Genomic DNA, 23,885 nt, shown 5'->3' on the forward strand with positions numbered 1-23,885 from the left:
TAAATCAAAACGCGACATCACTGCCTCCAAATCGATGGAGACAGTGAATCACAAACCATTCAAACCGAAAACTATTTTATGGGTATGTGACCTAGTGGTTCAGACGTCGAACACCTGTCCTTCCCGGGCTGAAAAGGCGCCAGCAAACTGGCTCGCGGCTTGGCGATCGATTGCTTCGATTTCTGCGTCTGTGCGTAGCGGCGAATGATGGATGAAGGCAACATTCTTCGCACGGGCTGCCTTGGCAAGCCGGATAGCGTGCTGCCACGATGAGTGACCATAGCCGACATGCTTGGGCATTTCATCGTCGGTATAGGTGGTGTCGTAGAGAAAGAGGTCCACATCTTCGATCAGGTCCAGCACCGCTGGGTCAAGGATGCCAGGTTCATGCTCGGTATCGGTGATCAGCGCTATGGAACGTCCACCCCATTGCACGCGATAGCCAATTGCGCCGCCGGGATGATTGAGGCTTCCGGTCATAATCTCAACACCCGGATAGGGTTTCAGAACCTCGCCAGATTTAAAGTCCCTGCAGATCATTCGTGCGGGACAGACATTTATTTCAATGGGAAACCACGGGGGATGGATAAACTCTGCGACAATTTCGCTCGTGCTCATCTTTCCGTACATATGCCCCGACCAGAGTTCCACCGTTGAGCGGGCATCAAAGAGTGGCGCAAAATAGGGCAGACCTATAATGTGATCGTAGTGGCAGTGTGAGAAGAACAGTTTGAAGTCGGAAATACCTTCGGCGAGCAACGATCTGCCTGCGGGCAGCAGGCCTGAACCCGCATCGAACAATAATCTGTGCTCACCGCATTGCATCTCTATGCAGACAGTATTGCCGCCATACTGCCGGAAATCCGGTCCTGATACCGGCAAACTGCCCCGCACTCCCCAAAAACGCACCCGAAACACTGTGTCGCTCTCTCTTTCTGCCGTCGCGCAATCCCGAAGGCCGCCGCTACATGAGACTGCTGGCTCTTCGGCAAGAAAATCAACGTTTGTCCGACCGTTTCCGGTTTTGTCGCAATCATGGCATGTTAGCCAGACGGTGAAGCATATGCGAGCACCGAATCTAGCCTGCTACTAAATATGTAGCACTCTTGTCAGTCGTATGAAGCGCGAGATGTTGAAAAGGAAATCTCCCAGGGATGACATCTGAATTCCCGCCCATTGCCGTGATTGCTGACGCGCATTTCCATGACATTTTCGGTGACTATGGCACTGCCGGGGTCACTGTGAACAACCGGGCCATGGCATTGCGTCCATTTGCCAACACGGTGCGTTCGACGCGTGTGTTCAACGAGAGCTTTGCCGCATTGCGATACGCGCTGGAGGATATAGCTGGGCAAGGAATCCGCCACGTTGTCCTTCTGGGTGACTACTCGGATGACGGTCAGACGGCGACCATGACTGGCTTGCGGGCCCTTCTGAACGATTATACCAGACGCCATGGAATGCAGTTCTATGCGGTGCCCGGCAATCACGACATTTTTGGTCCCGGCGGGAGGCATCGATCGAAACGTTTTCTGAATGCTCGCGGCGGCCACGATCTGGTAACCAGCAATCCGGCGCGCGAGGCTTCGCCAGACGACGATGCCTTGATCGTCAATGAAAATCTACGTTGCGCAGGCTATCCGCTCGGCCTTCAGTCGCCAGGTGATGTCGGCTTTTTCCGAAAGCCGCAATATCTGCATTGGGAAACCCCTTTCGGAGTTGCAGATCATCCATCTGCTAGACAATTCGAAATTCGCTCGCCTGACGGACTGACGGTGCGCACGCTCATGGATGGGTCCTATCTTGTTGAGCCTTTTGAAGATCTATGGATGCTGATGATCGACGCCAACGTGTTCGTGCCGGTGACGGGACACACCGGCGATGCGGAGGAGGCTATCACGGACAGCACCGATGCCGGTTGGAACGCTATGCTGATCCACAAGCGTTTCATTCTGGATTGGATACAGTCGGTCACGGACCGTGCGCGGAAACTTGGCAAAACAGTCGTCGCATTTTCTCATTATCCGGCGCTTGATCCACTGGATGGCACGCGGAATGACGAACTTTCAGTTCTCGGGCAAACAAGCCTCTTGGGACGCATCCCGGAAGTGGATGTCGGTGACGCCTTGATTGATGCTGGTGTTCGCGTGCATTTCAGCGGTCATCTTCATATCAACGATACCGCTTGCTATCGCAATTCCAATGGCTTTCTGTTCAATGTGTCCGTGCCCTCGCTGGTCGCTTTTCCCGGCGCTTACAAGATTTTGCACATCCAGCCCAATTCGCTGGATATCGAGACGGTCAGCATCGGTGATATGACGCTCGACGCTGATATCCTCTCTCTATATGCAGACGAAGCGGAGAGGAACAAGATCAATCCCGGCAATCTGCTTAACGCTGCCAATTATGGGGAATTCCTGTCGAGCCACCTCGCGCATCTCATCGGCCGGCGTTTTTTGCGCCGGGAATGGCCGCAGGACCTTGCAGAAGCAATGAAAAATCTTGGACTTCTGGATTTGGCCGCCATCGCGCTGGTCGAACCTCCTGTCAGTTGCGGCGCGCTTCCCGATCTTAAGGCGGTACTTGCGGATGGAGAGATCCAGCGCCGGCTAACTATATCTGCCGTTGAATACGGACTTGATATGGATTTTCTGTCGCGAACTGAGGCAATGACGTTTCTCCGTGACTGGTATCGTGTGCGGATGGGCAGCGATCTGGGGCTTGATGCGATATCTGGGCCACACCTTGCAGCCTATAAATGGGTGTCGGACCTCTATGCCCGTCGTATAGAGGTAATGGAAACGGGATCAATGCAAGAAGCCTTTGGCAAAATTTTTCAGATGTTCGACCGCTTCATGTCCGGTTTGCCGTCACGAAACTTTGCTATTGATCTGACAACCGGCAAGATACATCCCAGCTAACCAGCGCATTTCTGTTTGAAGATCGGCCATAGGAATTGACCAGCAATAAATGTCTGGCCTACAACTTACCCATGATGGACACATTCGACGCAAACGCGACTACCATTGACTGGCATGAAAGCGCATTCGACATTCTGCGTGGTACTGCCGCCTACACATCAAGCCCGCTGATCAAGGGTTTGTCGCGGGTCGTTGCCCGCCACCCCGAAGCTGATCTTGGAAATGCCTTCAACCACAAACAAGTGGCTTGCAAACTATGGGCGCGGCAATCGCTGTTTGAAACTCTCGGCGGAAAATTCAGCCGTGTGGTTATACTTGGCGGCTGGTACGGCATTTTGGCCGCGATGTTTTTCGATGATCCGCGCTTTGAGATCGAGGCGATCGACAGTTTTGATATTGATCCTGATGTTGGCGCTGTCGCGGAAACCCTGAACAGCGCGTGGAATGATCGGTTCCGGGCATTGACCGCCGATATGTATGATCTTGCCTATCCGGACCTTGGAGCCGATCTGGTGATCAACACCAGCTGCGAGCATATTGCTGATCTGCCTGCCTGGCTATCGCTTTTGCCCAAAGGAACCCGCGTTCTTCTGCAGTCGAATGATTATTTCAGCGAGCCGACCCATGTGAACTGCGTCGCTTCGCTGGATGCGTTCATAGCTCAAGCGTCGTTGGAAACGATTGCGTTTGCCGGCGCACTGCCCATGAAGAAATATACCAGATTTATGCTGATCGGTACCGTCTAGCGTACTGTCAGAAGATCATGCAGGATTTCTGCAGTGCGATGCGCGCCATCGAGATCAAGATTGTGAGCGGACAAACGAGGTGTGGCAAGCGCCTTGCCTATGGCGTCGGTCATGCTATCCGCCGATAGCTCGTCTTCAGTCAGAACCGATGCGAGGCCGAGCTTTTCCAAATGGCGTGCGCGTGCAGTCTGCTCGGTTTCTCCACCCGCTGTGAACGGGATGAGCAAGGAACTGCAGCCCGCACGAAGGATATCGCACACGGTGTTGTATCCGGCCTGAGAGACTGACAGGCGAGCACCCAATAACAGGCTTGGAAAGTCCTGCCGGAAGCGGAAGATACGAACATTGTCCGGGGCCCCCGCTGAGATGTCGTCGAAAACTGTCTGCTGCAGATTAGGGCCAGTCACAATGCACCAGGAAAGGTCGGGCGACTGGCGCTTTGCGGCCTCCAGAGCTGCACGGATGAGCAAGGCGCCCACGGCACCGCCACCCGCCGAGACGACGATATCAAAAGTCTCCGAAGGCGATGAGGGCGGTGGCGCGGCGACAAGGCCGGTATAGATAACCTTGTCGGCAATATCTGAATGCAGCGGAAAACTATCCTCCAGACGTGCAAACTGCGGATCGCCGTGAACCAGCACGCGATCGAAATAGCGCTGCACCAGCGCAACACTTTCCTCATCGCGACCGGGCTTGGCGCGCTCCTGCAGGATGTCGCGCAACGAGGTCAGCACGAGTGGTTTCGGCGTCATTCCGCTGATCTCATCCAGCAGAGGGATAAGTTCGAAGCGAACCTGCCGACGTCCAAAAGGAAATGCCTCGATGATGACGATATCGGGCCTGATATCCCGAAATGTTACAAGCAGCATCTCACGGCGGGCCGCCTTGAACTCATCGGTCAGCGGGTTACCGAAGGCATCGGCAAGACCTGAAAACCCAGCATCACCCGAAGCAATCGCCGGTAGTGCCACATGGTTTACTTCAGGTCCCGGAAATCCCGGAACAGGCATGCCGCCGGTGACCATGGTGACGTCGAAACCATCTTGCGTCAGTGCGCGGGCGATACGACTGGCGCGCGCGAGATGGCCGATGCCGAGCAGATGCTGAACATAGAACAAAACGCGCGGTCTTGCCGTCGATTGCCTCATTTGTTTGGCTGCCATTCGGTTTCGAACAAGGATTTTAATTGACGGATGCTATTGTGGAAGTTGAATTCCGTTCGCACCCGCTTTTCGGCGGCACGCCCCAGACGATGGCGGAAATTCGCATCGCGGATCGCTGTTTCCATGGCGCTAGCCAATGCTTGGGGATCTTCAGGCGCAACAAGCAGGCCATTCTCCCCGTCCACCAGTAGTTCGGGCACGCCGGATATGTTGGTGGAGACCGAGATCAACCCCTGACTTGACGCTTCCACCAACACATTCGGCAGACCATCCCTGTCACCATCCGTCGTGATCCGGCAGGCAAGTACGAAAATATCGGCGGCTTGATAGCCAGCGAGGACGTCCTTCTGGTCAAGCGCGCCCTTCCATTGGATTTTGTCTGCAATCACCAGCTCGCTTGCGAGCGCTTTCAGGCTGGCGATCTTGTCTCCATCGCCGATATGCTCGAACCGCCAGTGAAGGTCGTCGGGCAGCAGGCTGAGCGCTTTCAGCACAATGTCATAACCCTTCTTCTCAACGGCGCGACCGACACTCAGGATTCTTACAGGATCGTCGGCTTCACTCCCGTCGCGCAGCGAGCGACTCCCCTCGAAAGGCCCAAACCGGGCAAGATCGAGGCCGTGGTAGCTCAGATGCACATTGGACTTGGGGCCTCCTAGCTGACGCAGATGGTTGAAGCCCGACTGCGTGCAAGTCACCGTCCACCGTGTGCTGGTAAGTTTACCTTGCAACTCCCAATCCGGCGAAGTCCAGATGTCCTTGGCATGAGCGGAGCATGTCCATCCAATGCCGGTGATCTGGCTGGCATAGGCTGCGACGGATGCAGGGGTGTGGATAAAATGCGCGTGAATCCATTCTGCTCCATCCGGCCATTCCGCGGCAAGAACTGCGGCCTGTCCGAAGCGCCTGATACGATTGCGCGTCGGGTCCTTCCGAAAGTCCTTGAGCGCTGTCGTCAAACCGCGCCAGAAACCCGGGCGCGGCATACAGGCGATCAGTGCCGACAGAACACGGCGGGGTTCATCACGGAGATATTCCGGTAGGTAGTGTACTGGTGCACGAATTTCGTCGTGCACTGGATGGGTCTTCTTATCCGTTGGTCGACGCAGAGCCACGAGGACCAGTTCGAAGCCCGACTGTTCCAACCCAAGCAATTCCTGGGCGATAAATGTTTCAGACAGGCGCGGATATCCCTTTAACACCACGACCGTTTTTCGACGATATGACACGCGATTATCCCTTGACGAGTGACAGGTGGTTCGGTTGACGTCGATCCATTAGGTCCCCGACAATTTGAGAAATATGCGGCAAGCCTTCCAGTCTGAAACCCTTGAGTGCACTCTTGGAAGGTGCAGGTCTGCTGGGCAGGGCTTTGAGCGCGCCAGCCATGCGAACCGGGTCCTCGGATTCGCTGGGAAGCAGCATGTCGATCAGTCCAAGCTCTGCGGCGCGTCTGGCGCGAATTAACTGTTCTTCGCGCGGAAGGACGCGCGGAACAATCAGCGCTGGCTTGTCGAAGGACAGGATCTCGCAATAGGTATTGTATCCGCCCATCGCAACGACGGCCTTGGCGCCCGCCACCAGCTCTTCCATCCTGTTATCGAATTCGATGACCTCGATATGAGGGATCGCCCTGCTCTTGCTTATCATCTTGCGGCGCTTCTTCGCGGGCATATACGGTCCGAGAACGACGAGTGACTTGTGCTGGAGTGTGTGATCGTGCTGGTAGGCCCGTATGACGTCGTTGACGAGATCGGCGCCGTCACCGCCTCCACCCGTGGTAACGAGAATGTATTCGCCCTTTGGACGATGGTCCGGGAGTTCATGGGTGGAGACGCTACGCTGCAGGAAACCGACGAAACTCATTTTATCGCGGACGCTCTTGGGCACGTCGAGCCCAACCAGCGGATCGTAGAAATCCGGCGGACCATAGACCCACACCGCGTCATAAAGCTTGTCAATCTTGTCCATCACATTCTTGCGCTTCCACTCGGCATCGAGCAAATGCGGGGCGTCCATGACTTCACGCAGGCCGAGGATCAGCATCGCTCCACGGGTCTTGAGATAGGTGAGGGTTTCCTCGACTTCGCCTTTCATGCCCATCGGTTCTTTGTCGACGATGAAAATGTCGGGCTGGAACGTTTCGGCCGTGTGGCGGATGATCGATTGGCGCATTTTCAGTGTGTCATGAAGATCGGTGTGCCGCTCCATTGACTCATATTCACCATTGCGCAGCTTGATCACGCTTGGGATTTTGACGAAATCGACACGCGCGCGATAGTCGAAAGCACCGGCGATCGTGGCGCCGGATATGATCATGATATTCAGACCGCGATAGTCCTCGACCAGCGAATGGGCAATCGTCCGGCAGCGTCGCAAATGGCCGAGCCCGAACGTGTCGTGGCTATACATCAGGATACGGACGTCCTCCAGGCGGCGTGTCATGATGCGAACCTCGCGGCAATGTGGTGACGCAACCCGTGATATGGGAAATTTTTCAACATATGAGCATCCACCTCAACTATACGGATCAGCAACGTCGCGGAGACCGTCACCAAGAAAATTGAAGGCCAGAACCACCAGAATGACCGGAATGATGGGGAACAATAGCCATGGGTAGAAGACGATGACGCTTACACTTCGGGCTTCGGTTAGAAGGATGCCCCAGCTTGTTATGGGTGGCCGTAATCCAAGCCCGAGAAAGCTCAGCGCGGTTTCACCGAGGATCATGCCCGGAATAGACATGGTTGCAGTTGCGATCAGGTGTGACATGAAACCGGGAATGAGATGTCGTCCTATGATGCGGCGACTATTTGCACCCATCAACTGGGCCGCGAGCACATAGTCCTCTTCACGAAGTGAAAGCAGCTTGGAACGCACGGCGCGCGCCAACCCCGTCCAGTCGAGCAGTCCGAGGATGGCGGTGATCCCGAGGTAAATCAGCATGGGGCTCCATGTAATCGGCATAATAGCGGCGAGGGCCATCCACAGGGGTATACTTGGAATAGACTGAAGTACTTCGATGATTCGTTGGACAATTAGGTCGAAAACTCCACCATGGTAACCGGCAAGGCCGCCGATAACAATTCCCAGAGTGAAGCTGATAACGATGCCGATTACGCCGATTGTAAGCGAAATGCGAGCGCCATAGAGAATGCGCGACAGCACGTCGCGCCCGAGGCGATCAGTGCCAAGCAGAAACAGCTGCCCGCCCTTCGCGGGGCAGACAAGGTGGAAATCCGTCGCGACCACGCCCCAGAATTTGTATGGGTCGCCCGAGCAGAAAAACCGTAAGGGCTCAACCTGATCTTTTTGGTCCACATAGACCCGCCGCAGCGTATCCATATCGAGCGTCATCTTGCGGCCGTAGACGAACGGTCCGATGAAATCGCCGTTGTGAAAAAGGCGAACGGCTTGCGGGGGGCTATAGATGAAGTCGACGTTGCGTGTGTGGAGATTGTAAGGCGCCAGAAATTCGACGAATGCGATCATCAGATAGAGCGCGGCGAGGAAAATCGCAGAGGCAAGAGCCAGCTTGTGCTTTTTGAACTTCCACCACATCAGCTGCATCTGCGATGCCCGATAGAGGCGGTTCTGCTCCTCGGTCATGACATCAACCGAATGCGGATCGAAGGGCTTCGTCGAGACAAAGTGAGGAAGGGGTGCGCCGGGTTCGGGAAGCGGTGATGTCATTTTGTGCTTCCGCCTTGCAGTCTGATGCGCGGATCGAGAAAGGCGAGCGCGATATCGGAGATCAACACGCCAATCACCGTCAATGTTGCTAGAAACATCAGGAACGAACCCGCGAGATACATGTCCTGGCTTTGCAATGCCTTGATGAGCATAGGTCCCGTCGTCTCCAGCGAAAGGACGATTGCTGTGATTTCAGCACCGGAAATGATCGCGGGCAGGATCGAGCCGATATCCGAGATGAAAAAGTTAAGCGCCATACGCAGGGGGTATTTCACCAAGGCACGGAAAGGGTGCATACCCTTGGCGCGTGCCGTCACCACATATTGTTTCTGCAATTCGTCCAGAAGATTGGCGCGCAGACGCCGGATCATGCCCGCAGTGCCAGCGGTGCCGACGATCAGCACCGGGATCCAGAGATGGGAGAGGATCGAGGATGCCTTGGCCCAGCTCATTGGTTCGGCAAGGTATTTCTGGTCCATGAGATGCCCAATTGACGTCCCGAACCAGATATTGGCGAAATACATCAGGATGAGCGCGAACATGAAGTTCGGGATCGCAATGCCAAGCAGGCCGATGAGTGTCAGCCCGTAATCCGCCCAGCTATATTGATGCGTTGCCGAATAAATACCGATGGGGAAGGCGATCAGCCAGGTGAAGATGATCGTGAAGAACGACACCATCACTGTCAGCCACAATCTGTCGCCGACCACATCACTGACAGGAAGCTGATATTCGAATGAATAGCCGAAATCACCTTGCAGCATGCCGGCGACCCAGTGGAAATAGCGAAGCACTGGCGGCTTATCGAAGCCATACTGGACACGCAGCTCTTCGATTTCCTGCATGTCGACCGCTTCACCCTGGGCACGAAGTTCGGACACGTAGCTTTCAAAGTAGTCGCCGGGCGGCAATTCGATGATGGTGAAGACCAGAGCTGAAATGATTACCAGTGTGGGGATCATCGCTGCGATGCGCCAAAGGATGTATCGCAGCATGGTCAGGCATCCTTACCATACCAGAACGCATCCGGCATAAATACTCCGAGAAAACCCGTCGGGTCGAAGCCGTAAAGTCCCTTGTCTGGCACGTTCCGGAGACTGTCTGCTCGCAAGACGGGTTGTGGCGTGCTGTTGACGATGCCGATAGAAAATACCTGTTGCGAATAGATATCGAGCATCTGCGTCCAAATGGCGGCTCTTTCGGTCATGTCGCTGGAATCCCGCCATTGGTCAAGAAGCTCGATAAGTTGCTTGACCTCGGGAATTTCCGGGGGATGGCCTTTCATCCCGTTCGACATGTAATACATGCCCCAGACCGGCCATTGCAATTGGTCATCGGAGGTTGGCGCGAGTTCGCCCGGGTTCATGTCGGCAGTAGGGATGCCATTGTCGAGCCCTGACCACATTGCCATCATGATTTCGCCCCCCATGGCCCGGCTGCGGAAAACGTCACGCTGAGATGTCCGGATGAACAGCGCAATGCCGATATCCAGCCAGTGATCTGTGATCAGCTCAAGGATATCTGTCTCCAGCGTACTTTCGCCAGCGGTTTCGACCACGATTTTTGCCGGACGACCGTCGGGTAGCAAGCGTATGCCATTCTCGTCACGCTTTTGCAGACCTGCGGCGTCCAGCAGGGCGTTCGCTTGCGCTGGATCGTGTGCACTCCACGCAGTTCGGTATCCGGGTTTGAACAGCGGGCTTTCGGGCAGGATGGTATTGGCACTGTCAACGGCAAGGCCGTAGAACACCGCCTTGTTGATCTCAGTTCGGTCGATCGCAAGCGACAACGCGCGGCGCACCCGTACATCCCAGAAAAGCGACCGCCAGGTCGCGTCGGTACAGTTGAGATTGGGCAGCAAGCTCACTCGCGAGCCTTCCGTCCGTTTCCATAAACTGACCTTGATCGGAAATCGCTTCTCTGAATCCTTCAGGAAAGCGTAGTCGGCAAAATCGAGACCATGTGCCTGCAGGTCGCTTTCTCCTGCGCCGGTTTTGGCTGCTATGATTGCAGGGGAACTGATGTTCAGAACCACTTTATCGACATAGGGCAATTGCAGGCCGTTTTCATCGACACGGTGGAAATACGGATTGCGCTCAAAAACGAACTGTTCAGCCGGTGAAGCGGTCGTGTTGCGCCACGGATCGAGCGTCGGCAGCTCGGGGTTTTCGGGACGATAGCTGCGGGCCATATTGAAGTGAAGATCAACCCATTTCTTGACGCGATATTGCTTCATCAGCGCGGAAAGCCGGAAGTTGTCCTGATATTTCTTGTGAAACTGCTTCATATATTGCGACGGCAGAACAATCGTCAGCGCCTGTGGTGCAGCTAGCTGCGGCAGAAAATCCGGATTGGGAGCATCCCAGCTATATCGGACGGTCAACTCGTCGATGACTTCGAAACGTGGTGGTCTTCCATCAACGAGCAGCACTCGCGGCGGTCCACCGCGCTTCAGCTCCGTATTGAGCATCACGTCTTCCCAGCAATAGCGGAAATCCTCTGATGTCAGAAGAGAACCATCCGACCAGCGGTGTCCGGGGCGTATCTTGAAGGTAAAGGCCCTGTCCTCGATCACTTCGAAGCTTTGGAGAATATCCGCATGCATGTTGAGCTTTTCATCGTAGCCGACCAGGCGGGAATAGCCATAAAGTGTCATCAGCCGGATGTCTTTCTGGTTGCCGATCAAGGTCCGGATGACACCACCATTGACGCCGGGCTTTCGACCAAGGGCTGCCATGTTGATGACCCTTGGAGTTTTGGGGAGACGGTCGGTTATGCTGGGCAGCCCTGAAGGTCCCCGCGGCGGCATTGAATAGTTCCAGTCAAACGATCTCGCCCGCGCAACGCCAGGCAGAACGCAGGAAGCAAGCATAGCCAAAGCAGTACGGCGGTTGATCAAGGTCTCAACTCCCGCACATCTGCCGTTCTGCGTGCAAGCACAAGATGCCCATTGCCCAGATCCGTTGGTGTCAACATATCTTCCGGACCGTCGTTGCGGAACTGGATCCCCCAGTTGCGCTTGTCGGATGCGCCGCTGGCCCGGAGCTTGCCAAAGTCAAGCGGACGATCAAGATCGGGAAATGGAACCGCCGCAAGCAGCGACTTCGTATAGGGATGGACGGGCGACCGCATCAAGGTACTGCGCGGAGCTATTTCGACGATCCGTCCGGCACACATCACGGCGATCCGGTCGGCCATATAGTCCACTACCGCCAGATTGTGTGAAATGAAGATGTAAGTGAGCCCGAGCTCCTTCTGCAAATCCTTGAGAAGATTGAGAATCTGCGCCTGTACAGACACATCAAGCGCCGATACCGGTTCATCGCACAGGATCAGTTCCGGGCCAAGCGCCAGGGAGCGCGCGATGCCGACGCGCTGGCGCTGGCCGCCGGAGAGACCATGTGGATAGCGTTTAAGATAGCGCCGGTTGAGGCCGACGACATCCATCAGGTCAGACACCTTGTCCATCCGGGATTTGGCGTTTCCGCGCCCGTGGATTTCCAGCGGTTCGCTGAGAATATTCTGGATCGTCATGCGCGGCGATAGCGACGATACCGGATCCTGAAACACCATCTGGATTTTAGTGCGCAGCGCTTGCAGCTCGCTCCCGCTGGCGTCGAGGACATCAATCGGGCCTGTACTGCCGTTGAATGTCACTGAGCCGGCATCTGGCGTGATGGCGCGCATCAGAATCTTACTCAGTGTAGTCTTGCCGCAACCGCTCTCGCCGACCAGACCGAAACATTCGCCGCGCAATACATCGAAACTGACATCGTTGACTGCGCGTGTCGGCGGTCCGTCATCTTTTGAAAAGAGGGTCTTGCGGGCGGCGAAGGTCTTGGAGACGTTGCGCACGGAGAGCAGCACATTGCTGCGATCCTCATTAGCCGCCTTTGTCTTACCCATCAACTTGGTGACATCGACGGGCACATCGCGCAAGGATTTCAACCGTTCGCCCGGCCTCATGTCGAAATGCGGCACGGCGGCCATCAGCCCCTTGAGATAGGAGTGGGCTGGTTTGCGGAAAATCGTTTCGACGGGACCGGATTCCATGATTTCGCCGTGATAGATAACGACGACTTCGTCCGCGACATTCGCAACAACGCCCAGATCATGCGTGATGAGCAGCATTGCCATGTTAAGCTTGGTGCGCAGCTCGCCTAGCAGCTCAAGAATTTGTGCCTGAATGGTAACATCAAGCGCCGTGGTGGGTTCGTCAGCGATCAGCAGTGATGGCTTGCATATAAGCGCCATTGCAATCATGGCGCGCTGACGCATACCACCGGACAGCTCGAATGGATATTTGTCATAGGCGCGAGCCGGGTTCTGAAAGCCCACAAGTCCAAGCATCTGCTCGGTCTGCTCGCGCCGTTCGGCTTTGGTGTCTTTCGTATGGATCGACAGCACTTCGGAAATCTGGTTGCCGATCGTGTGGAGCGGTGATAGGGAGGTCAACGGCTCCTGGAAAATCTTGCCTATACGGCTGCCGCGCAAGGCGCGAATCTCCGGGCCATCGGTTGGAAGGCTGAGAATGTCGATCGGCGGCTGGCCCGGTGCAGCAGGATCTTGGAAGAGTATCCTTCCACTTGCGGACGCAGTGCGCGGCAGGATTCCCATAACGGACTGGCTTATAACGGATTTTCCGGAACCGGATTCCCCGACAAGGGCTGTGACTTTCCCTGGCAGGACTCGGAGATCCGCCTTCTTCACGGCCATGATTTCCCCGCCCATCAGGCTGAAGGAAATGCTCAGATTTTCAATCCTCAAGAGATCCGTACCAGAGATCATGCTTGTGGGCCTTCACAGTTGCGTGTTTCCGGTGCGGATACCCCGATGTGAACGCTAGCGCACGAATGCTGTCGAGTCTATGACTAGATTCCTACCTCCCAGTAGTCGCCATACGGCAATTGAAGGATATGCGGCGGGAATTTCTTCTCGTCCGGAAGGGTTACTTGATGAGGCTGCAAGCGTTGCTGTCGCGCAGGACGTCCTTGCAGTTGGCCGATCTCCGGAAATCATCATAGAACAGCGACCATTCGCCGGTTCCAGCCGCACGATATGGCCCAAATTTGAAATACTGGTTCTTGCCCAAACCTGGGTCGTTATGGCCGATAAAGCCCTTGACTGTCGCGACCCAGAGATCGTTGGCGAAAATCTCGATATGGCCGGTTCCGTCAGGTCCGGGTTTCGTCATGATCGCAAAGTCGATCCATCCGGAATCCGGAGCGGGAAGGTTGTTACCGCGCAGCGTGACAGTGATTTTATCCGTGCATCCCGTGAAGAGATTGCCATCTTCGGCAACCCAATTGTTGTCGGTCGCAACAAGCGCCCGCATCTGGTTGGTTTCCGGGCGCAACCAAACCGGTGTCGAGCCTTTGGTGCATGTTGCGGCTATGCCCTTGGTCCCGGTGGAAACGGGCGCGTGATAATTCGTTTCCACCGTCATGAAGAGTTTGCCCTTATTGAGCCGCACCGCCAGAAACGGGCTGAAGTCGCCTTTTGTCCCGGGGCCGATCTCGCGTTTCCATTGCGCAATGACATAACGGTGGTCGTCCTGCGGGATGGGGTCGGCGAATTTAACGGCAAAGCCATACCAGACAGCTTCGTCATACGGGACACGGAGCGCGGTTTTTTCCCAGATTTCCGCCCGTTCGCTGCAGTTTTCTGTTGTTGCTTTGCAGCCGGGCCGCACACTCAGTTTCAGAGCGCCGGTTCCGGTGCGGGTGACCGCACTCTGGAACTCGACTGATCCTGCTTTCTGTTCATCATTGTTGCGGTAATATAGCCCGCCTGTGGGTGAAAAATCTTCACCGTCGAAAGTGTCGAAAAGGGGTGTGTTCAATGGATCGGCAACCGCTGGGACTCTGACAAAGAATGTGAGTATAAGTAACGCAACAGCCCATGTCTTCATCATTGCATGAAGTTTCCCTCAAGTTTCCGGGGCTTCTTCTGATCGCGGGAATTGCGGTAAAGCAGCATCACCTGCTCGGCCTCCGAGCCCGCATCCGATTTGTTTTGGCCGGTTGCCTCGACGTTGCCCAACTTCATGTTCTCTGCACCTGGCGCCAGTATCGTTACCTTTTCCTGAACACCGCGCAGTTTCTTCGCGCCGAGCATCAACCAGTCGCCGCCGCAATAGGTGGCGAACGCCTCGCTGGCGATGATTGGGTGGTCGGGATAGAGTCTGGTCAGTCCCTGCAGCCGGGCCACTTCATTGACCGCGCTGCCAAAAGTGGAGAATGTCAGCCGGTCCTTAAGCCCGACATTTCCGAACATGACGTTGCCGACATGCAGCCCCATCCCGTAGCGGATTTCATCTAACCCCTTCTTCTTTCGCTCATCGTTCATGTCTGTCACGGCGGCGGCGGCTTTCCGCACTGCTTCCATTGCCGCGCGGGCTGCAATCTCGGAAGGCTCCCGGTGACGTCCGCACGGGTAAGCGGCAAGGAAACCGTCTCCGATGAAACTCAGAATCTCGCCGCCATTCTTGTTGAATGGCGCAGCGATTGCATCGAAAAATTCGTTAAGGGTGTCGATATAAACCTGCCTGCCATACTGGTCGGCTAGGTTGGTCGATTGTCGCATGTCGCCCATCACGAGTACCGCGCGAATGGTCTCCCCATCCCCGCGACGTATCTGGCCTGACAACACGCGCTTGCCGGCATTGCTGCCGAGATAAGTGGTGACCACGTTGTCCGCGAGCTTGCCCAGCACTGCCATCTTCGCCGCGATAGCAAGGTTGTCCTGAATTTTCAGGAGTGTCTCGACGACGTCGTCGCCGAAGCCGCCCGGGACATCCGTCGTCCAGGAGCCCACCATACCCTGGCTGTCACCCTCGCCGAAGGAGTGTACGAAGGCGAGATAGTCGGTGGCGCCGATTTCCTTCAATTCATCGAAAACCGCGAATTCCGAAGGTATGGACGGGTCGATCTCACGATGCAGATGCGGCAGGTTGTTGCTGAGAAGATAGAAATAGGGGCTGTTGAGAAAGCGCTCCGTATCCTTCTCGCTGGCCGAGGCGCGAAACCCTTCGATTTCCATGCCTTTGCCGCGTATCCACGTGAAGCCGAGCGCATCGTAGAGCGGATGCAACATCGAAAAGCTCAAATGAACACGCATCAGCGGCACACCGGCCGCTGCGAGTTGATCGCAAAATCCTTCGGCCAGAGTTTCGAGGCTTGCGCCGTTCAGCGCGGACTGTTGTAGCCAGTATAAAACTGGACTGAGCAATGTTTCGGAAATCGTAATCCGGGGGACATCCATCGCTTTTTGTTCTTTCCAGCCATCAGCCGTTTCATGGCGTGTCATCAGCAAATCACGCTGACCAATATAGCGTGTAATAGCCGCAAAGCCAGTTTCACCAAAGTAAAATAGAAAGGATTTTCGCTCTACGTGCAGTTGCCATTAAGCCGCGTGCTTGACATGGAGCCTGCAAATCCGCCACTGAAAGGCATCAACTGCCGGAGATCCATGATCTTGACCGATTCTGTTCCGCTTCACGGAAACCTGTTTACCGCTATTGCAGATCGTTCGGCGCGAGTGGGCGTCATCGGCCTTGGCTATGTCGGACTGCCACTGGCGATGACCGTCGCAAATAGCGGTTTTAGCGTTATTGGCTTCGATATCGACCCCGGCAAGATTGTCATGATTGACGATGGCAAATCCTACATAGAGTCCGTATCCGATACGCTTTTGGGGTGTCATGTCGGCGAAGGTCGTTTCCGCGCGACAACTGATTTTGCGTGCCTTGGCGACTGCGATATCATCATCATCTGCGTTCCGACGCCGCTGACCAAACAGCGGGACCCTGACCTGTCATTCGTCGTCAAGACCTCCGAGGCGATCGCCCGAACGTTGAAGCCCGGCCAACTGATCGTGCTGGAATCCACTACCTATCCCGGCACCACGAATGAGGTGGTGCGACCGATCCTGGAAGAGACCGGACTGCGTTCCGGCACGGATTTCTTCCTTGGCTTTTCGCCAGAACGCGAGGATCCCGGCAATCGCGATTTCGAGACCGCGAGCATCCCGAAGATCGTGGCTGGCGATGGACCAGAGGCGTCCCAACTCATGACGGCCTTCTATGGAGCCGCCGTCAAAACTGTTGTTCCGGTCTCGTCCAACGCCACCGCCGAGGCGGTAAAGCTGACGGAAAACATCTTCAGAGCGGTCAATATCGCGCTCGTCAATGAGTTGAAGGTCGTTTACGAGGCCATGGGCATCGATATTTGGGAAGTGATCGAGGCCGCCAAGACCAAACCATTCGGCTATATGCCGTTCTATCCGGGTCCGGGGCTGGGCGGGCACTGCATTCCCATCGATCCGTTTTACCTGACCTGGAAGTCGCGCGAATACGAACTGCCCACGCGCTTCATCGAGCTTGCTGGTGAGATCAATTCGGCCATGCCGCGCCATGTAGTCGACCGGTTGGCTGAGGCGCTTGACCGCCGCCACGGCAAGGCCGTGAGCCGTTCGCGTGTCCTAGTCATCGGGCTTGCCTATAAGAAAAATGTGCCTGACATTCGCGAAAGTCCATCGTTGAAACTTATCGAGCTGATTGAAGCTCGTGGCGGATCGACCAGCTATCACGATCCCTTTGTCGCGACGATTCCAACGACACGCGAATATATCGAACTGCGTGGCCGCAGTTCGGTCGAACTGACCGAAGAGGTAGTCAGAAGCTTTGACGCTGTGCTCGTTGCCACCGACCATGATCCGATCGACTATCAGGCGCTGGTCAACTGGGCGCCCTTGGTCATCGACACCCGCAATGCGTTCGGACGCCGTGGCATTAGCGGCGACAATATCGTCAAGGCATAGCTCGGCACATTGTTGAAGAATGCCGCAGCGTTCCATCATGCAGGAAGAATAAACCATGAGCCGTCTTGACAGTTTCATCCGCCGTCTCTGTGCCCAGCGTGATATCCTGAACTGCATTACGGATGATGTACGCGCAACCCCGGGCACCATCATGGAGCTTGGCCTTGGTAACGGTCGCACATATGATCATATCCGGGAGCTTTTTCCCGATCGTCGTATCATTGCATTTGATCGTGTGATGCAGTCCTTCGAAAGCTCGACGCCTGACAGCGACAATCTGGTACTGGGCGAAATCAAGGACACGATCCGTGATTATTTTGGCATTGAGGCAGCATTTGTGCATGCCGATATTGGCACCGGTCATGACGACCTGGACGCCATGACGCTGACATGGCTGCCCGATGCGGCAGCCCGCTTGTTGACACAGGGTGGTATCGCGGCCAGCGGTCTGCCGCTAGAACACCCGGAATTGACACCGATACCAGTACCGCAGAATATCCCGGCGAAGCGCTATTTTCTATATCGTCGTCGTTAGCCTCATTGGCAAAGTGCAGCCCTCAGCTTAAAACTTTTTATCCCGCCTTTATATGACACGGGATACTTCCATTTTGTTGCAAACGCACTAGAAATATACTGGCAAGAGCGGAGGAGGTTTCGCAACATGCATCGGTATAGCTAGAGCGATCAACCGTATTGGCACCATAGCAGCACGGCCCGGCGGGCCATCGATTTCAAATGGGACTTCATGGAAAAGAACCTAGCCCGCTATATCTGGTCCACGACGCGCGCCCAGCAAGCCTGGATTCTTTTTGTCGTCGCCGTTTCGATGATCCCCTATTTCCTGTCATTTGATCTGCCCAAACAGATCATCAACGGCCCCATTCAGGGCATAGGTTTTGAGAAGCCGGGCGCTACGCAGACTTTCATGCGCATCACCTATGATTTCCCGATTGTGGGCGAGGTGGTCTTCTTCGGCGGTCTGCAACTTAACCGCGTCCAGATGCTCGTCGGCCTCAGCATGGTGTTCCTGCTGCTGGTGGTGATCAACGGTCTCTTCAAGCTCTACATCAATACCTATAAGGGCAGGCTCGGCGAGCGCATGCTGCGCCGCATCCGCTTTGATCTCGTGGACCGTGTGCTGCGTTTTCCACCATTCCATTTCAAGCGGGTGCGCTCTGCGGAAATCGCGACCATGATCAAGGATGAAGTGGAGCCGCTCGGAGGCTTTACCGGCGACGCCTTTGTACAGCCGGCCCTCCTTGGGGGGCAGGCTGTTACGGCGCTCGCCTTCATTCTGATGCAGAATTTCTGGCTCGGCATGATTGCTGCGATCATTGTTGCCGCGCAGGGCATTATCATTCCCCGGATGCGCAAGCGGCTTCTGGAACTTGGGCGTCAGCGCCAGCTGTCAGCGCGTGAGCTTTCGGGCCGCGTGGGCGAAATCGTCGAGGGCATCAGCGCCATCCACAGCAACGACACGTCGAATTTCGAGCGCGCCGATATCGCCAATCGACTGGGCCACATCTTCACCATCCGCTATAATCTCTATCAGTGGAAATTTCTGGTCAAGTTCATCAATAATTTCCTGGCGCAGGTCACGCCATTCCTGTTCTACATGATCGGCGGCTTTCTGGCGCTTCAGGGCCGGCTCGACATTGGTCAGCTCGTCGCCGTCATCAACGCCTACAAGGATCTGCCTGGTCCGCTCAAGGAACTGATCGACTGGGACCAGAACCGGCAGGATGTGCAGGTCAAATATGCTCAGGTCGTCGAGCAGTTCAGCGTCGATAATCTCATCAACCCGAAGGTACAGTCCGTCCACTACGATACAGTTTCCCCGCTTGATCAGCCACTTGTCGTCACCAATGTCACGGTGCAGGACGACAGCGGCGCGTCGCTTCTGGAACATCTCAGCATCGAGTTGAAGCCGACCGAGACTGTAGCACTGATCGGGCCTGCTGGCAGCGGCAGCGACGTTTTTGCCGAACTGCTCGGTCGGCTCGTCTGGCCCTCGACGGGACGGGTCTCAATCGACAGTCACGATCTTCTCGAGTTGCCTGAATCGGTTACAGGGCGGCGCATTGCCTATGCGTCGGGCGATGGCTATTTCTTCAGCGGTTCCTTACGCGATAATCTGCTCTATGGGCTGAAACATGCGCCGCTGACCAAGGTCGCCTATGAGGGCGATGACGCAGAAAAACGGCGCTGGGAAATCGCAGAAGCGCGCCGCGCACGAAACCCTGATTTCGACCTCAACAGCGACTGGGTCGATTACGCGGCGATGGGAATTAAGGGGCGGGACGAGCTTTACGCCATTGTGCGCCCTGTCCTCGATGCGGTGATGGTGACCCATGACATTTTCGACATAGCGCTTCTGTCAAAGGTCGATACGGTTGCTCATCCCGAATTCATCGGGCGGATCGTTGAACTCAGGCAGGCGTTGCGCCAGCGGCTTGATGGCAGCGATATGGCCGAACTCGTCATTCCTTTCGAGCCGGATGTCTATAACGCGCAGGCGACGGTGGGTGAAAATCTCCTGTTCGGTGTGCTCGACCGCTCCTCCATGACTATCCGGCAATTGGCGGCGCATCCGTTTTTCCGGGATGTTATCGGCGAGAACGATCTTCTCGCCGATCTCTACGCGATGAGTCTCGAAATCGCGGAAAATGCAATTGAGCTTTTCCGAGATCTGCCGCCGGATCATCCCTTCTTCCAGCAACTGACCTTCATGCGTCCTGAAGACATTCCCGATTACGAGACGCTTTTGCAACGGGTGAAGGGGCTCAGTGTTGATGCCGTGTCGGATGATGATCGCGTCAGCATTGTGCGTCTAAGCTTCGCCTATATTGAGCCACGGCATCGCTTCGGCCTTCTGACTGAAGCGTTGAAGGCCAAGATCGTAAAGGCGCGAACCCGCTTTCTGCGAGATACGCCGAAGGATTTACGTGCCGTTATCGAGCCCTACGAGCCGGATCGTTTCATCAAGCACGCCACGCTTCTCGATAATCTTCTGTTCGGCAAGATAAGCTACGGGAAGGTGAACGCGTCGGAGAAGATTCGATCGACCCTTATCGATCTTTTTGAGGAAACAGGTCAGCAGCGTACAATCATGATCATCGGCCTCGATTTTGATGTTGGTTCGGGCGGCAAGCGGTTGACCAGCGTGCAGCGTCAGAAGATCAATATGGCGCGGGCTTTGCTGAAACATGCCGATTATGTGGTGTTCAACCGGCCGTTGCCGTCGCTGGATCAGCGTATCCAGATCCAGATCGCGGGAAACATCATGCATACGTTGCATAAAGAAGGTCATAAACCCGCGATACTATGGGCGCTGAGCAATTTTCCACTCGCCAGCGACTTCGACCGCGTTATCGTGTTTGATCATGGACGCGTGGTGCAGGATGGCACCTATGAGGCACTGATACAGGAAGATGGGCCGCTCAAGGAGTTGCTGTCGTAAAGCGTGATGAAAGGGGAAATCGATGTTGTTGAAGGATGAGGTCGAAATGCTGCGGCGCATGCCGTTCTTTGCCGGTATAGAGCCGTCGAAGCTGAAGCTTCTCGCCTTCACCTCTGATCGCATGACCTTTAAGCCCGGAGAGACACTGTTCCATCAGGGCGACATATCCGATGCTGCCTATGTGATCCTCTTGGGCAGCGCGGATATTCTGGTCGATTCACCCGGTGGACCGATCAAGGTTGCCGAAGCCCAGCCGAATTCAATCGTCGGTGAAATAGGTATTCTTTGTGATATGGGGCGCACCGCCACGGTGAGGGCGGCGACACCGCTGGAAACCTTGCGCATCAGCAAGGAACACTTCACGAAAATTCTCAGCGACTACCCGGAAATGGCCGTCACGATCATGCGGGAATTGGCAAAACGGCTCGGCCAGACCACTGCCGAACTAACACTCGAGCGCAGTCGCCATCAGAGTAAACATTCTGATTGAAAGGACGGGTGGTTCGAAGTTAATGCCTGGTGGCCTCTCCATCTTGATGGCCTGTTCGAATTGAAAACGCTATATGATGCCAGGTTCTATCGTTCATGTTCCGGAGTATAAATGGTTAGCTCTAAACCGCGACTGCCATTGATATAGCAGCCTGTAGCGTTGTTACGAAAATACCGACGATTAGTCCGGTCTAGAATGATTTTAGAGGCGAAATCCAGCTCACGACCCAATAGATCAACACCGAATTTTTTTTGATCGATCATCATGCAAACCATTTGATAAACAGTACTACTATTGCGCCCCTGCGAATGATAACAACGATCAAGGTTCATCAGTTGTGAAAATGGTATGGCTCTGAAATCGGCGACCCTTAAGGATGTGGCTGCGTTAGCGAATGTATCGCGCGCCACTGCTGCCCGCGCACTCAACAGTTACGGCTATGTTGGTGATGAAACGGCCCAGAAGGTTCAGGCTGCTGCGGAGAAACTGGGATACAGAGGCAATCGACTGGCCCAGGCTCTGCGCAGCGGGCAGTTGCCGATTATCGGCTGCGTTCTTGGTGACATACAAAATCCGTTTTTTGCTAAAATTGCCCATGATGTCGAAGTGCTGGCGCGCGAAGAGGGGCACAATCTCATCATTGCGAGCAGTGAAGAACAACTGGATCAGGAAAAATCACTGCTGGCCAGCCTTCAGTCGTTGAGCATTCGCGGTTTCATCGTGGCACCGACATCAGCTGAAGACAGTTCACATCTGCAACGTCTGATAGCCGAAAACGTACCCCTGGTCCTCATCGATCGCGCAGCGCAGGGTGTCGAGTGCGATAGTGTTGTGGTCGACAATGAAGGTGGCGCACGCAAAGCCATTGAATATCTGATCGAAATGGGGCATCGCGATATTGCGCTTTTGCAGGATGATGCACGCATCTTCACATCACGCGAGCGTTTCAACGGCTATAAGGCTGCGTTGCTTGCACATGGCATCGAACCCAGTGAAAAATTGATCTGCGTCGCACAGTCGACGGTTGAGTATGCCGTGGATGCAACCATCCGCTTGTTCAGTCAAAAAAAACCTCCAACGGCACTTTTTACTGTCGACAGTTTGATGACGCAGGGAGCGCTTTTAGCATTCCGATCGATGGGAATATCGATTCCCCACGATGTCTCTCTGATCGGTTTTGATGATTTTAATCTGGCGACTTTTACCGATCCACAGATCACGGTCGTTGCCCAGCCGGTGTCGGAAATAGGTCGTGCTGCTGCCCGACTTTTGCTTGAAAAAATAGCAGGGAAAAAGAGACCGCCGGAGAAAATAAGCTTTGAAACCAAGCTGATAGTCCGAGGTTCGGTCAGCCGTCGATGATCCGACGAAGCTTGATTTTCTGCCTGCAAAAAAATTTCTGAAACCCACTTGCCACAAGAAAAATCTTGTGTGCTAAATATATGTGAGATCGATCTCACATTGTCTCAACGAGTTTCAGGCGCAAAACCGGTTCGGGCTTTTCTCGAGGTTTCAACTGCGCAAACGGGAAGGTAGTAATGCTCAACTTCGATAAAGATCGCTTTGTGAAAATACAGGGCGGCGCGGTCGCAATTGCAGAGGATGTGCGCTCTCTGATGCGCAGGCTGCTCGATGATGGTCTGGAACGCATTTTCTTCATGGGGACGGGCGGTGTGCAGTTTTTGACCCAGCCCGCAATCGAGATTGCCCGTAATGCAACCGTTTTCCCGGTGTCATCGGCATTTTCCGCTCAGGTTGTTCTAGAGGCGCCCGCCGGGTTGGACGAAAAGGCTCTTGTGATCCTTCCATCGCTGTCCGGGACGACCAAGGAAAGCGTGCAGCTACTGGCATTCTTGAAGAAGAAGGGCGTGAAAACGTTATCGCTCACTGGTCACAAGGATACACCGCTGGGCCTTGATGCCGATTACAACTTCACCAATTTTGCAGAAGACGACACTTCTTCGGAATCGTTTTACCTGCAGACCCTCTTGATCGTGCTGGCACTGTTGGCTGAGCGCGGCGAATTTCCAGAATACGATGAAACCGTCTCCGAGTTGAAGCGCCTGCCCGAACTGCTGGTTTCGGTGAAGGAAAAATTTGAAGAAGGCGCAGCCGCGCTCGCGCAGGAAATCAAGGACGAGAAATATCACATCTTTACCGGCGCTGGTGCTGCGTGGCCAGAGGCCCACTATTACGGAATGTGTATTCTTGAAGAAATGCAATGGATCCGCACCCGTCCAGTTCATGCGTCCGATTTCTTCCACGGCACGCTCGAACTAGTTGAACCAGGCGTCAGCCTGTTCATATTCAAGGGCGAGGATGCATGCCGTCCATTGACGGAGCGCGTCGAGAGTTTCGCAAAGCGTTACACGGATAAGGTTCGTATTCTGGACGCTGCTTCAGCCAGCCTCCCGGGCATTTCCCAAAAGACTCGCAGCCTGATCTCCCCAATCATCCTGGCAACCATGTTGGAACGTTTGAGTGCTCATCTGGAAGTGCTGCGCGACCACCCGTTGACCACGCGGCGCTATTACAAACGTGTCGAGTACTAAAAGCCTTTCCCGATCCGGTTCTACCGGATCGGGTTCCTGC

General features: G+C 55.0%; 18 protein-coding genes. 8 read left to right on the top strand and 10 right to left on the bottom strand.

The window, feature by feature from the left end:
* Positions 1 to 99: 99 nt before the first annotated feature.
* Positions 100 to 918, bottom strand: a complete 819-nt coding sequence (locus FHW03_RS24820) for an MBL fold metallo-hydrolase (protein WP_377515703.1) — start codon at positions 916 to 918, stop codon at positions 100 to 102.
* A gap of 236 nt (positions 919 to 1,154) precedes the next feature.
* On the opposite strand from FHW03_RS24820, the gene FHW03_RS24825 reads away from it, so the two are divergent.
* Both FHW03_RS24825 and FHW03_RS24830 read left to right on the top strand, forming a co-directional pair.
* Positions 1,155 to 2,921 carry a metallophosphoesterase gene (locus tag FHW03_RS24825; RefSeq protein ID WP_182523094.1) on the top strand — a complete coding sequence of 589 codons (1,767 nt, stop codon included), beginning with the start codon at positions 1,155 to 1,157 and terminating at the stop codon, positions 2,919 to 2,921.
* Positions 2,922 to 2,992: 71 nt separating this feature from the next.
* On the top strand, positions 2,993 to 3,667 hold the full coding sequence (locus FHW03_RS24830; RefSeq protein ID WP_280992484.1) for a class I SAM-dependent methyltransferase: 675 nt from the start codon (positions 2,993 to 2,995) through the stop codon (positions 3,665 to 3,667).
* On the opposite strand, the gene FHW03_RS24835 is transcribed toward FHW03_RS24830, so the two are convergent.
* The 9 genes from FHW03_RS24835 to FHW03_RS24875 all read right to left on the bottom strand — a co-directional run bounded on the left by FHW03_RS24835 (position 3,664) and on the right by FHW03_RS24875 (position 15,786).
* The gene (locus FHW03_RS24835) at positions 3,664 to 4,815 is read right to left on the bottom strand and encodes a glycosyltransferase (RefSeq protein ID WP_182523126.1); all 1,152 of its coding nucleotides are present in this window, start codon (positions 4,813 to 4,815) and stop codon (positions 3,664 to 3,666) included. The genes FHW03_RS24830 and FHW03_RS24835 overlap by 4 nt on opposite strands.
* Positions 4,812 to 6,059 carry a glycosyltransferase family 4 protein gene (locus FHW03_RS24840; protein ID WP_182523095.1) on the bottom strand — a complete coding sequence of 416 codons (1,248 nt, stop codon included), beginning with the start codon at positions 6,057 to 6,059 and terminating at the stop codon, positions 4,812 to 4,814. The genes FHW03_RS24835 and FHW03_RS24840 overlap by 4 nt, the downstream gene beginning before the upstream one ends.
* A 4-nt stretch (positions 6,060 to 6,063) precedes the next feature.
* On the bottom strand, positions 6,064 to 7,275 hold the full coding sequence (locus FHW03_RS24845; RefSeq protein WP_182523096.1) for a glycosyltransferase family protein: 1,212 nt from the start codon (positions 7,273 to 7,275) through the stop codon (positions 6,064 to 6,066).
* A 72-nt stretch (positions 7,276 to 7,347) separates the two neighbouring features.
* Positions 7,348 to 8,523, bottom strand: coding sequence for an ABC transporter permease (locus FHW03_RS24850; RefSeq protein WP_182523097.1), 1,176 nt, complete (start codon positions 8,521 to 8,523; stop codon positions 7,348 to 7,350).
* On the bottom strand, positions 8,520 to 9,518 hold the full coding sequence (locus FHW03_RS24855; protein WP_182523098.1) for an ABC transporter permease: 999 nt from the start codon (positions 9,516 to 9,518) through the stop codon (positions 8,520 to 8,522). The genes FHW03_RS24850 and FHW03_RS24855 overlap by 4 nt, the downstream gene beginning before the upstream one ends.
* 2 nt (positions 9,519 to 9,520) lie before the next feature.
* Positions 9,521 to 11,422 carry an ABC transporter substrate-binding protein gene (locus FHW03_RS24860; protein ID WP_377515707.1) on the bottom strand — a complete coding sequence of 634 codons (1,902 nt, stop codon included), beginning with the start codon at positions 11,420 to 11,422 and terminating at the stop codon, positions 9,521 to 9,523.
* Positions 11,419 to 13,311, bottom strand: a complete 1,893-nt coding sequence (locus tag FHW03_RS24865; RefSeq protein WP_182523099.1) for an ABC transporter ATP-binding protein — start codon at positions 13,309 to 13,311, stop codon at positions 11,419 to 11,421. Before FHW03_RS24865 ends, FHW03_RS24860 begins: the two co-directional genes overlap by 4 nt.
* A gap of 160 nt (positions 13,312 to 13,471) precedes the next feature.
* Positions 13,472 to 14,437 (bottom strand): polysaccharide lyase, encoded by a 966-nt coding sequence (locus tag FHW03_RS24870; RefSeq protein WP_182523100.1) that lies wholly within the window; start codon positions 14,435 to 14,437, stop codon positions 13,472 to 13,474.
* Positions 14,434 to 15,786, bottom strand: a complete 1,353-nt coding sequence (locus FHW03_RS24875; RefSeq protein WP_182523129.1) for an adenylate/guanylate cyclase domain-containing protein — start codon at positions 15,784 to 15,786, stop codon at positions 14,434 to 14,436. Before FHW03_RS24875 ends, FHW03_RS24870 begins: the two co-directional genes overlap by 4 nt.
* A gap of 213 nt (positions 15,787 to 15,999) precedes the next feature.
* On the opposite strand from FHW03_RS24875, the gene FHW03_RS24880 reads away from it, so the two are divergent.
* The 6 genes from FHW03_RS24880 (at position 16,000) to FHW03_RS24905 (ending at position 23,845) form a co-directional block, all read left to right on the top strand.
* Positions 16,000 to 17,343, top strand: a complete 1,344-nt coding sequence (locus FHW03_RS24880) for a nucleotide sugar dehydrogenase (RefSeq protein ID WP_377515709.1) — start codon at positions 16,000 to 16,002, stop codon at positions 17,341 to 17,343.
* A 55-nt stretch (positions 17,344 to 17,398) separates the two neighbouring features.
* On the top strand, positions 17,399 to 17,878 hold the full coding sequence (locus tag FHW03_RS24885; RefSeq protein WP_182523101.1) for a class I SAM-dependent methyltransferase: 480 nt from the start codon (positions 17,399 to 17,401) through the stop codon (positions 17,876 to 17,878).
* 210 nt (positions 17,879 to 18,088) lie between these two features.
* Positions 18,089 to 20,803, top strand: a complete 2,715-nt coding sequence (locus FHW03_RS24890; protein WP_182523102.1) for an ABC transporter transmembrane domain-containing protein — start codon at positions 18,089 to 18,091, stop codon at positions 20,801 to 20,803.
* Positions 20,804 to 20,825: 22 nt separating this feature from the next.
* Positions 20,826 to 21,293 (top strand): cyclic nucleotide-binding domain-containing protein, encoded by a 468-nt coding sequence (locus tag FHW03_RS24895; RefSeq protein WP_182523103.1) that lies wholly within the window; start codon positions 20,826 to 20,828, stop codon positions 21,291 to 21,293.
* A 348-nt stretch (positions 21,294 to 21,641) separates the two neighbouring features.
* The gene (locus FHW03_RS24900; RefSeq protein WP_182523104.1) at positions 21,642 to 22,655 is read left to right on the top strand and encodes a LacI family DNA-binding transcriptional regulator; all 1,014 of its coding nucleotides are present in this window, start codon (positions 21,642 to 21,644) and stop codon (positions 22,653 to 22,655) included.
* A 176-nt stretch (positions 22,656 to 22,831) separates the two neighbouring features.
* A complete protein-coding gene (locus FHW03_RS24905) occupies positions 22,832 to 23,845 on the top strand; it encodes an SIS domain-containing protein (RefSeq protein ID WP_182523105.1) in 1,014 nt (337 codons plus the stop codon).
* The last annotated feature ends 40 nt before the right edge of the window (positions 23,846 to 23,885 follow it).

Origin of the sequence: Ochrobactrum sp. RH2CCR150, from assembly GCA_014138095.1 — a bacterium.
GTDB lineage: Bacteria > Pseudomonadota > Alphaproteobacteria > Rhizobiales > Rhizobiaceae > Brucella > Brucella gambitense.